Origin of the sequence: Vibrio sp. 10N.286.48.F5, from assembly GCF_041469785.1 — a bacterium.
In the GTDB taxonomy this organism is placed as follows: domain Bacteria; phylum Pseudomonadota; class Gammaproteobacteria; order Enterobacterales; family Vibrionaceae; genus Vibrio; species Vibrio crassostreae_C.
The window spans coordinates 22003-36481 of sequence record NZ_JBFRLG010000031.1; the positions used below are offsets into that span (position 1 = coordinate 22003).

Below are 14479 nucleotides of genomic sequence, written 5' to 3' on the forward strand. Positions count from 1 at the left end.
TATTCACAAAAACCGAGGAAATATAGGGTTAATCAGTAGACCCTTGGTGTATGTCTAAACTAAAACTTGCCGCTCCAAGTAGGCTCAACGATAGTTGGCAGCCCTGTTCGATCGGAAGGTCCCGCGTAATAAAGTTCTTCTTGCAGTTCTCACCCAAGCGCTCACCTGCTGCAATATATTGATTCAATTCACCATTCGACCATTGCCCGTCTAGACCCGCAGGCAAAATGGAGATGGTTCCCTCGGCAAGGTCAGCAACACCAAACAAGGCATTCACTGGGGTGGAGCATTTAGAGCAACGAATCCCCTTCTCTAAGATTTCAGCAATATCTTTGAGATCAACATTAAAATCTTTTCTGTTTCTTATGTAATCGTGGAACAGCGCTCTCACTAACAATGTTGTCGCGGAGCCGCCATTATCAGACGACGATGAATCAACGAGGTAAAAAGCAAACTGCCCGTTCATCATCCACGCATAGTCAAACACAAGTGGCATCATCTCTGTTGATTGCAGTAACCGGTAACTGCAACGCCATGAGCCTTGTCGCGTATCTTTCTCTGGAAGCAGCGCATGCAGTAAGTCTTTTGCTGCGCTTGGGTTATCTTGAAGGTAATTCAGGTGCCAATGCAGTTCTTGGTCTTCAGGGATCTCTCCCCCATCATCCACACAGAACCATTGGCTCGAAAAATCTCGTTGGTCTGAAATGTTATCGAACGAATCTGTCAATGTATTCGCAATCGCACTTCCTAGGTGACGGTGATCCTCTAACGGCTTCGCCAAGAAGTCTTTAATACCAAATCGCAAGGCTTTCGCCACGTCAGACATATCATCAGTGCCAGACACAACGATCATAGGCAGTGACGGGTACTCTAAACTGAGCTCTTCCACAAGCTCTATGCCATCAAGTATTGGCATTGATAAGTCACACACAATTAAATCTGGCGTTGAGTCTCTAAGTTTCTGCAGAGCGTCCAGTCCATTTTCAGCCTCAACCACTTTATAACCGACCTTGTCTAGGTACGCGCTGGTTATACGGCGAAAAATAGGATCATCATCAACCAACATCACGCATTTTTGGTTAATTACTTCCTGAGCCGAGGTCATTACTGGCTGACTGTGAGTTTTGTACATAATCTATAACCTCACAAAACTAAGTCGAATTATTATTGTTATCTGTTCTAAGAACTAATATAAAACTTAGTAATAAAATGCTAAATACACAAATTTGCACTCTTTACTGGTAATTCGTGACGAGGATTGGAATACTTGTAAATAGTGCAACGAGTTGACGTAACGCAAACATTGATCTCACTGTTACGTATAAATTAGATGAGATTGTAAACAAATGTGTCTGGATTTATGAAATTAGATGATTTAAACCTCTTTCGACTCGTCGTTGAAAATGGGAGCTACACCGCAACATCGCGCAAGACTATGATTCCGGTTGCGACCATCACACGACGCATCCAAGCCTTAGAAGATTCTTTGAACCTTAGGCTTCTCAATAGACACGCGCGTAAACTTTCTTTAACAGAGGCAGGCGAACGTTTCTTCAATGAATGCTCTCCGCTGTTGCAACGTCTCTCTTCTACTGCAGAAGAGTTAACTGACGTGTGCAAAGGCGCTTCCGGTAAGATTCGTATTACGGCACCCTCAAACCTGACCAAGCGCATGATGATGCCAATGTTCAGTGAATTCATGATTCAATACCCTGATATCAATATTGAGCTGATGATGAACAACCAAGCGGATCAGCTGGATCCAACGGAGTGGGACGTAATTTTCCGAGTCGGCCCTCAGCGTGATTCAAGCCTAATCGCTCGAAAAATCAGTGAAGTCAAAGATATTCTTATCGCGAGCCCTGAGTACTTAACGAAGAACCCAGCTCCAAGCCATGCTGAAGAGCTAGCGAACCATTCGCTACTCAAAGGCTACCCGCTGATTAAGTGGCAGCTGAGTAATTCGAATGAAGAGACGGTGGTGAATAGCGAGAAAGGCCGTTTCAACGCCAATGCGCTTAATGTCGTAAGACAAGCGTGCTCAGAAGGCCTAGGTATCACCCTGATGCCTGACGTGATGATTCGTGAATACATTGAAGATGGCAGCTTAGTGCAAGTCTTAGAAGACTGGAGCGCTAACCCTCGTGATATTTACATGCTTTATAACCACAAAGACCATCTACCAGAGAAAGTGAGATTGTTTATTGATTTTGTGATCGCATACCACATTCATTAAGGTCAATCCCCTTCTCTATAAACAAAAAACCAGAGCCGATGCTCTGGTTTTTTATTTTCTGTATCGCTAGCGAAACTCTGTATGACTAACGAAACGCTAGTTAAGCGCCTTCGTTATGTAACTCTAAGTTAGCAAGATCTTGTTGAATCTCACGCTGAACCTTTGAGTCGTCATTACGCAAAGAGTCTAGGAAATCTAGGTACACTTGGTCGATATCGCCCGTTACATACTCGCCGTTAAATACAGAAGTATCAAAACGAGAGATGTCTTGATTGCCCATGCCCACTGCAGAAATCAGATCTGGTAGCGTTTGGAAAATCAAGGCGTCTGCGCCAATCTGCTTACAAATCGTTTCGTTATCACGACCATGAGCAATCAACTCTGTCGCGCTCGGCATATCAATGCCGTAAACGTTAGGGAAGCGAACCTCTGGAGCAGCTGAAACCATGAAGACCTTATTTGCGCCAGAATCACGAGCCATCTCAATGATCTGCTCTGATGTTGTGCCGCGAACGATAGAATCGTCAACCAGAAGAACGTTCTTACCTTTAAACTCAGAGCGAATTGCGTTGAGCTTACGGCGAACCGACTTCTTACGTTGTTGCTGACCTGGCATGATGAATGTGCGGCCAACATAGCGGTTTTTCACGAAACCTTGACGGTATGGCTTATTGATCGCTTGAGCGATTCGTAGCGCAATATCGTTTGATGTTTCAGGGATTGGAATAACTACATCAATGTCTAAGTCTGCGTACTCTTCTTTAATACGCATACCAAGCATCTCACCCATCTCAACGCGTGCGCTGTAAACCGAGATTTTGTCGATGAATGAATCTGGGCGTGCAAAGTATACAAACTCAAAGATACATGGGTTTAGTTGTGGGTTGTCTGCGCATTGCTTAGTGAAAAGCTCACCGTCAAACGTTGCGTAGATAGCTTCACCTGGTGCTACGTCGCGCATGAAGTCGAAACCAACAGCATCGAGTGCTACCGATTCAGACGCAACCATGTACTCTGTTTTACCTTGAACTTCACGCTTACCAAGACACAATGGACGAATACCATGTGGGTCACGGAATGCGATCATACCGTGGCCGATGATCATCGCCGTTACGGCGTAAGCACCACGAATTGTACGATGCACATTTGCCACAGCGCGGAAAACGTCATCTGAAGTTACGTTACCTTTAACAGTATCGATCTCATGAGCTAATACGTTCAGTAGAACTTCAGAGTCAGAGGTTGTGTTTACATGACGACGGTCTTTTTCGAACAACTTCTCACGAACTTCGTTTGCGTTCGTCAGGTTACCGTTGTGCGCCAACGTAATGCCAAAAGGAGAGTTTACGTAGAAAGGCTGAGCTTCAGACGCACTTGAACTACCCGCAGTAGGATAACGAACATGGCCAATACCAACTTCACCTTGTAGGCGCTGCATGTGTTTTGCTTCAAAAACATCTTTTACTAAACCGTTCGCCTTACGCAGACGGAAACGATTGCTTTCTATGGTACAAATACCAGCGGCATCTTGGCCACGATGCTGCAATACCGTTAAAGCGTCATAAATAGACTGGTTTACAGGTGTTGAACCCACGATTCCAACAATACCACACATGTCCTAATCCTCGATTTTTCGACATTAACTGGCGCTAGAGCGCGCCAGATAAGAAACTAGATGTTGCTTGTAAATGCTCGAAGAACGGCGCAATGATTCGACTAAATTCTGGAACCAATTGCGAATTCTTCCACCACTCAGAACTTGGGAATGCAGTAAACGCATCCATGAAAAACAACACTGCAGAAACAATCAAAACACCACGTAAGCCACCAAAGACGACACCGAGGATTCTGTCTGTACCTGACAGGCCTGTTTTCTGAACTAGTTGACCGATGACATAGTTAACTAAGGCACCCACAACTAACGTTGCAACAAACAATGCTGCTATCGCAGTTCCGTTTCGAAACATCTCATCTTCGATATTGGTGAAGTACATCGCTAATTTAGCGTAGTACTGGCTAGCAATAAAAAATGCTCCAAACCAAATAACGAGTGACAAGGCTTCTTTAGCGAAACCACGAACTAAACTGATCACGGCAGAGAAGCCGATCACGCCTAAAATGACAAAATCTAACCAATTCATGAATTCTTCATCTTAAGTTGGCGCGCATTTTAACAGAAAAAATGCTGACGCAAACGTTTTCTTATGGATTTAACGGTTTAAATTTGAGCAACTGGCCTTTTGAACCCGTAATTTTTTCTAATTCCTTAATTTGTCGCTCAAGTTTGGATTTAGAGACATCCGGGCCAATAATTACTCGCGTAAAAGTTTTTTCTTGCTTGGTGTGAGCCTGATAACCGCGCTTTTGCAGATCCTTAACAACGTTTTTTGCGTTGTCAGCATTCTTCAAAGCCATCAATTGAATAATCCAAGCACTGTCTTGGTATTCATTTTTTTCAGGTACCGGCTTAACCACAACTGCCACTTTGTCTGCTTCTTTATCATTAGAAGAAGACGCGGTTTGCGTGTTTGAATTATCAGTACGACCACTTTCAACCACTTGCTCAACCGGAGAATCCGGTAGCGCTATCTGATCTTCAACGGGATCGAGTACTTCAAACACTTCAACATTACTATCAAGCTCAGGCTTAATTGGAATGCTTGCAAACTCTTCTTTGTAGTGGAGCTTCTTACCATCTAGTACATCGGGCAATACAATCACGCCAATGGCCACTAAAATGATGGTGCCGACTAACCGGCTTTGGAATTTACTTGCCATTTAGTTTCCTTTTTTCTGCCAATGCTCCAACACTTCACCCACTGTATGGAAAGAACCGACAACCAACACAACATCGTCACCTTTAACAGAAGCTAAAGCCGCTTCAAACGCTACAACAGGGTTTGAATACCGCTCTACACCTTCAGGTAAGCTTTGACACAATTCAGCGGCTGTTGCGGCTCGTGGGCCGTTCAGCGAAGCTGGGTACCAATGTGTTGTTATTGGCGCTAATACTTCCAATGTCGCGGGGATATCTTTGTCATGAAGCATGGCGACTACAACGTGTAAATTTTTGCCTGCATACCTCTTCGCGACTTGCTGCGCAAAGTACTCAGCAGAATGCGGGTTGTGTGCTACATCAAGCACAATCACCGGTTGTTCGCTAATTTGCTGCATACGCCCAGGAAGCTGCGCATTCTTCATGCCGTTAACCACGTTCACGTCGCTAATACTAAGCTCTGATGTGCCCAATGCCATCAACGCTGTTGCAGCGTTAGGTAACGGCAGGCTTGGAATAGGTAGCGATTCTAGTTGGAATGCACCACTGCGCCAGTTCCACGTATCACCGTCAACATCATAAGTGTATTGAATACCGACTTGGTAGAACTCAGCCTTAATGTCATCAGCGTGCGCTGCAACCGTAGCCGGTGGCTTGGGTTGACCACAGATAGCGGGTTTACCGCTACGATAAATGCCCGCTTTCTCAAAACCAATCACATTGATGTCATCACCTAGCCAGTCAACATGGTCGACAGCCAAACTAGTAATCACAGAAACATCATGCTCAACGATATTGGTCGCGTCTAAACGCCCGCCTAAACCCACTTCTAAAAGCACAACATCAACCGCTTCAGTTTGAAATGCACGTAACGCCGCTAAAGTGCCATATTCGAAAAAACTCAGGCTGATTTCGCCACGCTCTTTCTCAATGAAATCGAAAGACTGAACCATCTTTTCATCAGATAGATCTTGGCCGTTGATACGAACACGTTCGTTATAGCGAATTAAGTGAGGAGAGCTGTAGACACCAACTGAGTAACCAGCGTCCAATAGAATCGCTTCCATCAGTGCACATGTTGAGCCTTTGCCATTGGTTCCGGCAACAGTAATAACATGTTGAGCAGGTTTGGTGAGGTTTGCCTTAGAGGCGACGGCCTGAACTCGGTCTAATCCAAGATCAATAGCGCTTGTGTGGATGTTTGATAAATAATCAAGCCACATCTCCAAAGAGGATGTGGCTTGAGGAATAGGTTGTTGACTCATCTAACTCATAACCATAATTAAGTTGGTTTGTTAGAAGGTACTTTACCCTTTTTCTGGCGCTTCTGGTACTTCATAAGTAGCTTCATTCGGTGAATCGTTCACAGAAACTACTAATGGTGAAGGCTGGTTGGTCATTTTAGCAACAAGGCTTGCAACGCGCTGACGCATCTCACGACGGTCAACAATCATGTCGATAGCACCGTGGTCTAGTAGGAACTCACTGCGTTGGAAACCTTCAGGAAGGTCTTCACGTACCGTTTGTTCGATTACACGACGTCCAGCAAAACCGATCAGTGCTTTTGGTTCACCAATATTGATATCGCCAAGCATTGCCAAACTTGCAGAAACACCACCCATTGTTGGATCAGTCATAACTGAAACAAACGGTAGGCCTTTCGCAGATAAACGCTCAAGCGCAGCACTGGTTTTCGCCATTTGCATTAGAGACATCAATGCCTCTTGCATACGAGCACCACCACTTGCAGAGAAACACACTAAACCACAGTTGTTCTCGATAGCAGCATCTACCGCTTTCACGAAACGAGCACCAACAACAGAACCCATTGAGCCGCCCATGAATGAGAATTCAAAAGCACACGCTACGATAGGTAAACCCAATAGTTCGCCTTTCATTGCAACTAATGCGTCTGTTTCACCACTGTTCTTTTGAGCAGCAGAGATACGTTCTTTGTAACGCTTAGAGTCTTTAAACTTCAGCTTGTCTTGTGGCTCAAGATCAGCACCTAGTTCAACACGCTCACCTTTGTCTAGGAATGTATCCAGACGACGACGTGCTTTCATGCGCATGTGATGGTCACATTTTGGACATACTTCTAGGTTACGCTCTAGTTCAGCATGGTACAGAACCTGCTCACAAGAAGTACATTTCGTCCAAACACCCTCAGGGATAGACGCTTTGCGAGATGTTACGATGTTGCTTTTTTCTAAAATCTTTTCAAGCCAACTCATGGAAGACCTTTTTGTTTCGATTCTTCCGCTTGATTGCGAAAGAAATAAATTTGGGAATTATGCGTGGGAATTAAAGCACATAAAACAGCGACTGTAGATAAAAAACTGGTTGTACCTATTTTCTGGGACTATCTTACGCACTAAACCGTAATAATTTTTGAACCTAAGTCTCACATTTAGTTCAAATTATCCGGTAAAAATAGAGGACCAATTGGCTCTCGTGGTAGCTCAAAATGTTCAGGATAATCAACATCCACCAGATACAAACCTTCCGCTTTTGCAGTTGCGCCGGCTACTTTTCGATCTTTAGCTTCTAAAAGCCACTGGATCCACTCTGGTTTCTGCTCACCTTTACCTACGGCAATAAGGCTACCCGTAATATTCCTCACCATGTGGTGAACAAACGCATTCGCTTTAATATCGATCACAATGTAGTGTCCATGACGAGTCACGTTCAAGTGAATCATGTTTCTCCATGGGCTACGAGATTGACAGTGTGTTGCCCTGAACGAAGTGAAGTCATTCTCACCAAGTAAGTACTGACCCGCTTCATGCATTTTTTTCTCATCAAGATGACCATGATAATGGCTCACACCTGAATTCAAAATGCCTGGGCGTAGTGCATGGTTAAAGATAATGTAGCGATAACGACGGGCAGTAGCCGAGAAACGAGCATGGAAATCCTCATTCACTTCTGTCGCCCAACGAACCGCAATATCTTTTGGCATGTTGGCATTCGCGCCCATTGTCCATGCCACCATTTTACGATCGACATTAGTTTCAAAGTGAACGACTTGTCCCGTACCGTGAACACCGGCATCTGTACGACCTGCGCACATAACTTCTACAGGGTGATTCGCGACAACTGAAAGAGCCTTTTCCAATTCTTCTTGGACACTTTTCACGTCTCGTTGGCGCTGCCAACCAAAGTAGTGGGTACCGTTATATTCAATACCTAAAGCAATTTTCATGTTCTTGTTCTCTTTGAAAATGGGCGAGAATTATATACGGAAATCAGTGCTAGCCCAAATAGGATGGGGCTAAAACTTCAATAAACAATCAGCATCGACCGAGACGATGCTGTTGAAAAACCAAATGAAACGATAGCGCTCTGTATCGCCTTAAAATAAAGGGTAGCCAACGCTACCCTTTCTGATTTGTAAATTTATCGACCGTTTAACGTATCGATAAGATTTTTTGCCTCTCGACGAATATCATCGCTGCCGTCAACGATTGCCTCTTCTAGAAGCTTAATTGCCCCTTGCGAGTCACTCATCTCGATGTAGATTTTGGCCAAATCAAGCTTACCCGCAGCTTCTGCATTGCTGTCGACATCATAATTGCCAATATCACCGATAACATCAGGGAATTCGTTAAGACCCACATCCAGTTTAAGCTCTTCATCGTCTGGATTAATGACTTCTTCACCTTCTTGCTCGACTTGAGCCATTAGCTCATCAATCGTCATGTACTGCTTATCACGACTGTTGCCTGATTCGGTTAGATTGTCTTGTTCAGCCCAATTCTCTTCTTTGATTTTCGGTTCAGCTTGCTGTTCAGCCGATGCCCAAATCTCTTGTTGGTCATCAGGCACATCATTATGCATGCTCGATTGTTGTTCTGGCGCTAGGTTAAAGCCTTTCCAGTCTTCGCCGCCGACTTCAAGCATGGCGTCAATATCTAACCCTGCGCTATCAATCGAAGTTGCGTCCAATGGCTTATCGAACATGTTGTCGACAGAGTCTTGAACATCTTCAGAAAGCAACTCAGCTAATGCTGTCTCATCAAAGTCATCAAAGCCTTCTAGTGGCTCGTCTTGAACCGCTGCAGGCGTTGAGTTTGGCTCTGAAGCCGCGCTCAGTGATTGTTCTGGCTGTGCAAAACCAGCCGGTTCAGAGTCTTCAGCATTCGAGAAATCATCAGCCTGACTATAGCTCTGCGGATTTGAGAACAGATCATGCAACGCATCTTGCTCTTCGCCTTGTGGGCTGAAAGAAGTCAGTGGTGTTGGCTTCTCAGCAAACGCATCAGAGATGGCTTCATCTTCACCATATTCCGGTAAATCAAACTCATCGAACTCTACGCCTTGGGCTTCCGCCACCGGCTCGGCATTGCTTTGCTCAATATCATCTAAAACAGAGTCTGCTTTTGCGCTTTCTTCATCGTACTCCGGAAGATCAAGGTCATCGAACTCGAACTTCTCTGTGTCAGGCGCTAAGTCTTGCTCTAACTGTGCTTCATCTGGTTCACTCACCACTTCCGCTAACGCATCGTCTTCACCAAACTCTGGTAGTTCGAAGTCATCAAGCGAGAATTCTTCTTCGCTTTCTGGTTTCGCAGTTTCAACTTGTGGTGCAGCATCTAACTGAGGCTCAGCGGTAGGTTGCGATTCAACACTTGATTGAGAGTCTATAGCAGGCGTTGCTGGCTCTGTTGTTGATTCAGCATCAGCTTCCGCTAGTGCGTCTTCTTCACTAAACTCTGGTAAGTCGAAATCATCAAACGAAAACTCTTCGTCGTCTTGCGCCTGAGCTATAACTTGGGCTTCAGTTTGAGGCTCAACACTTGGTTGAGCATCAATAGCTGGCGTTACTGGTTCTGGTGTTGATTCAGCATCAGCTTCCGCTAGTGCATCTTCTTCATTAAACTCTGGCAATTCGAAGTCATCAAACGAGAATTCTTCTTCGCCTTCTTGTCCTAGAACTTCAGCTTGTTCTGCTACTTCCGCTTGTGGTGTAGCTTCAACTTTCGGTTCAGCGACAGGTGTCACTAGCTCTGGTGTTACGTCAGTTTCCGCTAATACTTCTGGTTCAGACGCCTCATCTTCAATCAGCCAATCATCGTCTTCTGGCACACCAAATTCATTTGGAATGATCTCTGGCATGTTTGCAGCACGAACTGGCTCTGGCTCTGGCTCTGGCTCTGGCTCTGGCTCTGGCTCTGGCTCTGGCTCTGGCAAGGATTCAACGACATCTTCAAGCTGATCGCTACCTTGGATTTTCGGTTCAAAGTCAAAATCAGAGTCAATGTTCGCTGGCGACTCTACATCGTCGATGGCTTCAGCTAACCAGTCTTCAACCGTTTCTTCTTCATCTTCAGAGATATCGTTCAAAGACGATGGCGAAGCTTGCTCTTGTACGTCGGCTTCTTTCGGCTCTGGTTCTTGTTGTGCGGTTTCTTCTTTAACTCGCTCTTCAAAATCTGGTTTGTCAAAATCAGAATTCTCAGATAACAGCGAGTCGATATCCAGTTCATCATCTTCAACCGATGATGCGGTTTCTTGCGCTGATACTTCGTCGCTGTCTAAAAGAGACGCTTGCTCTGGTTCAACCGTATTGTCAATTGATGGTTCAACAGGCTCTTCTATTGCTGGCAACAAATCATTGTCATCAGAAGTCATTAACTCATCAATCAACGCTTCGTCTGTTGTTTCTAGCGAGTCATCAAGCAAAGCATCCGTTGCCGGTGCGACACCGAACAAATCATCGATAAAACCATCACGATTAAAGGCTTCATCATTTTCTGGCTTAATGTCAGAACTTTCTTGAGTCATTTCAGAATCTAACGATTCATCAGTAACGACTTCAGGTTGTGGTGTTTCACTAATGTCCGGATCTTGCTCAGGCTCACCTTCAGAGGTTAACGGAGTAAGCTCAACGTCTGAGTCCTTTTCAGGCTCCTCATTGGCGTTGTCCAAACCAAAGGCTGCGTCTAACTCTTTATCAAACGTCTTATCTTCAGATTCAAGCTCGTCTTCAATGCCACTTGTCAGTAAGTCATCAAATGGGTCTAGAGATTCTGATTTTGATGCATCCGCTAAAAGCTCATCATCTGACAATTCACTATCAAGGAAATCATCCAATAAGTCGGTACTTTCGGCGTCGAGTTCGAAATCATCCTCGTCAGAGTCACCTATTAATTCATCCAAGGTTTCCGTGCTGTCTTCTGCGATGTTGAGGTCATCATCGGTCGATAAACCAGAAAGCTCTTCAAGCTCAGACAGAGAATCAAAGCCAAGAGGTTCGCTTTCAGACTCATCATCCGAATCGTCCCCTAGCATCTCATCAAGAAGGTCTGTCGAGTTACTTAGGTCTACGTCATCGCCTGCCAGTTGCTCATCAAGCAGATCAACGCTGTCTTGAGGTTCTTCATTTACGATGGGCTTATCGAACTGAGACAGAATGTTTTCGATATCATCATCAGACGCCAAACCACTGTTTAGGTTAGTGGCAATCTCATCGTCGCTATCGAGGTTGAAAGGGTCATTCGCTTGATCGTTCTGAGCAGCAACTTGGGCAAAGATGTCATCAATATCATCATTCGCTGTCGGTGAAGCTGGCTCAGGGGACTGTTGTTCAGAGATTAGAGCATCAATATCAAAATCGTCATTGCTCAAATCAACAGGCTTAGTCTCACTTTGTTGCTCAGAGATAAGCGCATCGATGTCAAAATCATCGCTTGCTGGTGTTTCAGTGCTAGAAGGCGAATCATTTTGCTCTTCCGAAATCAGAGCATCAATATCGAAGCTATCATCATCTTCGTCATCAAGAGCAAACAGATCATCTAATAAAGATTGGTCTAGCTCGTTGGAACCGAGATCTTCAGTTTCAGACTCTTGAGATAGTAAAGCTTCAATGTCATCAGCAGACATTGCGTTATCATCAGAAAGATCAAAGTCGACATCATCAGTATCGACGGCGCTTTCCGCTGTTTTGTCTAGCGCACGTTCCATCTCTTCAAGGCCAAGCGCTTTCTCTTCGCCATTAACACTAATGCCGTTGCTGCTGTCTAAATCTAGATCGTCGAAGTTGGTGTCTAAATCACCGTTTTCGCCAATGCTAGCAAATGGGTCATCGTCTTCACCATCTAGATTGAAATCGAGATCAGATTCATCTAAACCAGCAAAGACATCATCCTCTTCGGCTAGCGCTTGATCGTCAAACAGCTTGTTGGCGTCATCTTCCGTACCAAACAAGTCATCATCTAAAGACAGCTCGTTAAGGTCGTCCATCTCGTCGCCCAATGTAATAGGTGCAACGGTACTTGGTTCTGGCTGGAGCGGTTGTTCTTGAGTCGTCTGCTGTTGCTCATCATTTTTAGAACGACGGCCTAACAGCATCACAACGATCAAACCAATGAGCAGACCTGGAATAATCGCAAGAGCCGCCACTAACCAACCATTCGATAACAGTTCGTCCATGACACTTGGTGCCATCTTTTCAATTTCGGCGTTCTTTCTACGCTCTTCATCAAGCAGCTTTTCCACTTCGCTACGAATGCGGTCTTCATCACTGAGCTCTGTTTTTAGCTCATCCACTTCCGATTGAACATTCGATAACATCAAACGAAGTTGGTGATTTTTCTCTTCAAGTGACAGCAGTTCAGTTTCTGAAAGCTCTAGCTGCTTCTCTAACTTGTTCATCTCTTGGGTTGGTGCAGATTGAGCTAGAGATGATTGAGTTGGAGACAATGGCTTTTTAGCAGTTTCAGTAGTGCTTACTTGCTTAGCAGGAGTAACATTTTTTGCATCAGAACTCGGCGCTTTGGGTTTTGAAGCGACAGGCTTACTTGCAGGAGCATCAAGCTTAGCAAGATGTGAGTTCATGATGTTGATAGCTTGCTGCGTCGAGCTTGCACGTGCTTGCTCTAAAGAAGGCACGCGTAGATTGCTCGCAGGCAGCAGGCTATGGATATTCTGGTTTTCAAACGCTTGTGGGTTTAAGCGATAAATAGCCAACAGAGTTTGTTGGACTGAAACGGAGTTATCAGGGCGTAACTTTGAGGCAATAGACCACAATGTTTCTGAGCCGCGAGTTGGACCATAGAAACGTGAAGGCTCAGCGCTATTTGATTGCGCTCTTTGAAGTGGTTCTGAAAACGTAGGCGCTGATTGTATCTGGCCATTAGGCCCTACAACTCGAATGGAATCTGCACGAACAACGGAAATCTGAGTCGCAATGATAAAGGCAAAAGGCATTAACCACGGCTTGAAAATTTGAAACATAAAAGGCTCAGCTAGGTGCTTAAATTCGGAAAAGTGATGATCTATTAAATATATCGGATAAATGACGTAAAACTATAGAGATGAAAACAAAAAATGTGTTGCAGCAACAATATTCGCAGCAATTTCACACAATTTGACTAACAATATTTTTAATCGATTAAAAAAGCCCCACTAAAGAGTGAGGCTTTTTTATCAAAGCAATAAAGCTTAGAAGTAATCGCGAATCAGAACTTCAGCGATTTGAACTGCGTTTGTTGCTGCGCCTTTACGAACGTTATCAGCGACAACCCACATGTTTACGCCACTGTGATGGCTGATGTCGTTACGAATACGACCAACCATTACGTGGTCTTTACCACCCGCATCACGAACTTGAGTTGGGAAGTCTAGAGCTTGGAATACTTCAACGCCTTCCGTGTTCTCTAGAAGCTGAATAACTTGCTCTGCACCGATTGGCGCGCGAGTTTCAACATGTAGAGATTCAGCGTGGCCGTAGAACACAGGAACACGAACACAAGTCGGGTTCACCGTGATTGACGAATCAGCAAAGATTTTCTGAGTTTCCCAAACCATCTTCATTTCTTCACGTGTGTAGCCGTTCTCTGTAAATTCATCAATCTGAGGAATACAGTTGAACGCGATCTGCTGTGAGAATGCTGACTTGTCAGCTGGCATGCCGTTAAGAAGCTTAGCCGTTTGACCTGCTAGCTCATCGATACCCGGCTTACCTGCACCAGACACAGATTGGTAAGTTGAAACGTTAATACGCTCAAGACCCACTTCATCGTGAATAGGTTTAAGTGCTACTACCATCTGAATAGTAGAACAGTTAGGGTTCGCGATGATGTTGCGGTTACGGAACTCAGCAATCGCTTCAGGGTTCACTTCTGGAACAACCAGAGGAACATCGTATTCATAACGGAAACGTGATGTGTTATCGATGACAACCACACCTTCGTCAGCGGCGATTGGAGCCCAACGTTCTGAAAGCTCGCTACCTGCAGAGAAAAACGCAATATGTACTTGAGACCAATCGAAGTCTTCTACGTTTTGTACTTGTATTGTTTTGCCGTTAAAACGGGAAGTTTTGCCTTCACTACGTTCACTTGCTAGTAAGTGCATTTCACCGACAGGGAATTTACGCTCTTTAAGTACTTCAAGAATGGTTTCACCAACCGCACCAGTCGCACCTAAAATAGCAATATTAAATTCTTGGCTCATTGTTTCTC

10 protein-coding genes are annotated in these 14479 nt (G+C 44.7%); 1 reads left to right on the top strand and 9 read right to left on the bottom strand.

Annotated features, from left to right (window positions below; all coding sequences use genetic code 11):
* Nucleotides 1-28: 28 nt before the first annotated feature.
* Entirely contained in the window at nucleotides 29-1132 is a 1104-nt protein-coding gene (locus tag AB4185_RS16715; RefSeq protein ID WP_102428821.1) for a response regulator, read from the bottom strand.
* A 228-nt stretch (nucleotides 1133-1360) separates the two neighbouring features.
* On the opposite strand from AB4185_RS16715, the gene AB4185_RS16720 reads away from it, so the two are divergent.
* Entirely contained in the window at nucleotides 1361-2236 is an 876-nt protein-coding gene (locus tag AB4185_RS16720; RefSeq protein ID WP_371725110.1) for a LysR family transcriptional regulator, read from the top strand.
* 100 nt (nucleotides 2237-2336) lie between these two features.
* Here the strand turns inward: AB4185_RS16720 and purF are convergent, their stop codons facing one another.
* The 8 genes from purF to AB4185_RS16760 form a co-directional block, all read right to left on the bottom strand.
* Entirely contained in the window at nucleotides 2337-3851 is a 1515-nt protein-coding gene (purF, locus tag AB4185_RS16725) for an amidophosphoribosyltransferase (protein WP_017062345.1), read from the bottom strand.
* A gap of 34 nt (nucleotides 3852-3885) precedes the next feature.
* On the bottom strand, nucleotides 3886-4377 hold the full coding sequence (locus AB4185_RS16730) for a CvpA family protein (RefSeq protein ID WP_009848678.1): 492 nt from the start codon (nucleotides 4375-4377) through the stop codon (nucleotides 3886-3888).
* A gap of 61 nt (nucleotides 4378-4438) precedes the next feature.
* Nucleotides 4439-5014, bottom strand: a complete 576-nt coding sequence (locus AB4185_RS16735; protein ID WP_017063432.1) for an SPOR domain-containing protein — start codon at nucleotides 5012-5014, stop codon at nucleotides 4439-4441.
* Nucleotides 5015-6277 carry a bifunctional tetrahydrofolate synthase/dihydrofolate synthase gene (gene folC, locus AB4185_RS16740; RefSeq protein ID WP_372135682.1) on the bottom strand — a complete coding sequence of 421 codons (1263 nt, stop codon included), beginning with the start codon at nucleotides 6275-6277 and terminating at the stop codon, nucleotides 5015-5017.
* 42 nt (nucleotides 6278-6319) lie between these two features.
* Entirely contained in the window at nucleotides 6320-7246 is a 927-nt protein-coding gene (gene accD / locus AB4185_RS16745) for an acetyl-CoA carboxylase, carboxyltransferase subunit beta (RefSeq protein ID WP_017062348.1), read from the bottom strand.
* A gap of 176 nt (nucleotides 7247-7422) precedes the next feature.
* A complete protein-coding gene (gene truA, locus AB4185_RS16750) occupies nucleotides 7423-8217 on the bottom strand; it encodes a tRNA pseudouridine(38-40) synthase TruA (RefSeq protein WP_004734161.1) in 795 nt (264 codons plus the stop codon).
* A gap of 194 nt (nucleotides 8218-8411) precedes the next feature.
* Nucleotides 8412-13250, bottom strand: coding sequence for a FimV/HubP family polar landmark protein (locus tag AB4185_RS16755; protein WP_372135683.1), 4839 nt, complete (start codon nucleotides 13248-13250; stop codon nucleotides 8412-8414).
* Nucleotides 13251-13457: 207 nt separating this feature from the next.
* The gene (locus AB4185_RS16760; protein WP_076674391.1) at nucleotides 13458-14471 is read right to left on the bottom strand and encodes an aspartate-semialdehyde dehydrogenase; all 1014 of its coding nucleotides are present in this window, start codon (nucleotides 14469-14471) and stop codon (nucleotides 13458-13460) included.
* Between the last annotated feature and the right edge of the window lie 8 nt (nucleotides 14472-14479).

Bases quoted from the DNA above. Each gene is read 5' to 3' on its own strand.
- AB4185_RS16715 (WP_102428821.1), bottom strand. From the start codon at position 1,132: ATGTACAAAACTCACAGTCAGCCAGTAATGACCTCGGCTCAGGAAGTA.
- AB4185_RS16720 (WP_371725110.1), top strand. From the start codon at position 1,361: ATGAAATTAGATGATTTAAACCTCTTTCGACTCGTCGTTGAAAATGGG.
- purF (WP_017062345.1), bottom strand. From the start codon at position 3,851: ATGTGTGGTATTGTTGGAATCGTGGGTTCAACACCTGTAAACCAGTCT.
- AB4185_RS16730 (WP_009848678.1), bottom strand. From the start codon at position 4,377: ATGAATTGGTTAGATTTTGTCATTTTAGGCGTGATCGGCTTCTCTGCC.
- AB4185_RS16735 (WP_017063432.1), bottom strand. From the start codon at position 5,014: ATGGCAAGTAAATTCCAAAGCCGGTTAGTCGGCACCATCATTTTAGTG.
- folC (WP_372135682.1), bottom strand. From the start codon at position 6,277: ATGAGTCAACAACCTATTCCTCAAGCCACATCCTCTTTGGAGATGTGG.
- accD (WP_017062348.1), bottom strand. From the start codon at position 7,246: ATGAGTTGGCTTGAAAAGATTTTAGAAAAAAGCAACATCGTAACATCT.
- truA (WP_004734161.1), bottom strand. From the start codon at position 8,217: ATGAAAATTGCTTTAGGTATTGAATATAACGGTACCCACTACTTTGGT.
- AB4185_RS16755 (WP_372135683.1), bottom strand. From the start codon at position 13,250: ATGTTTCAAATTTTCAAGCCGTGGTTAATGCCTTTTGCCTTTATCATT.
- AB4185_RS16760 (WP_076674391.1), bottom strand. From the start codon at position 14,471: ATGAGCCAAGAATTTAATATTGCTATTTTAGGTGCGACTGGTGCGGTT.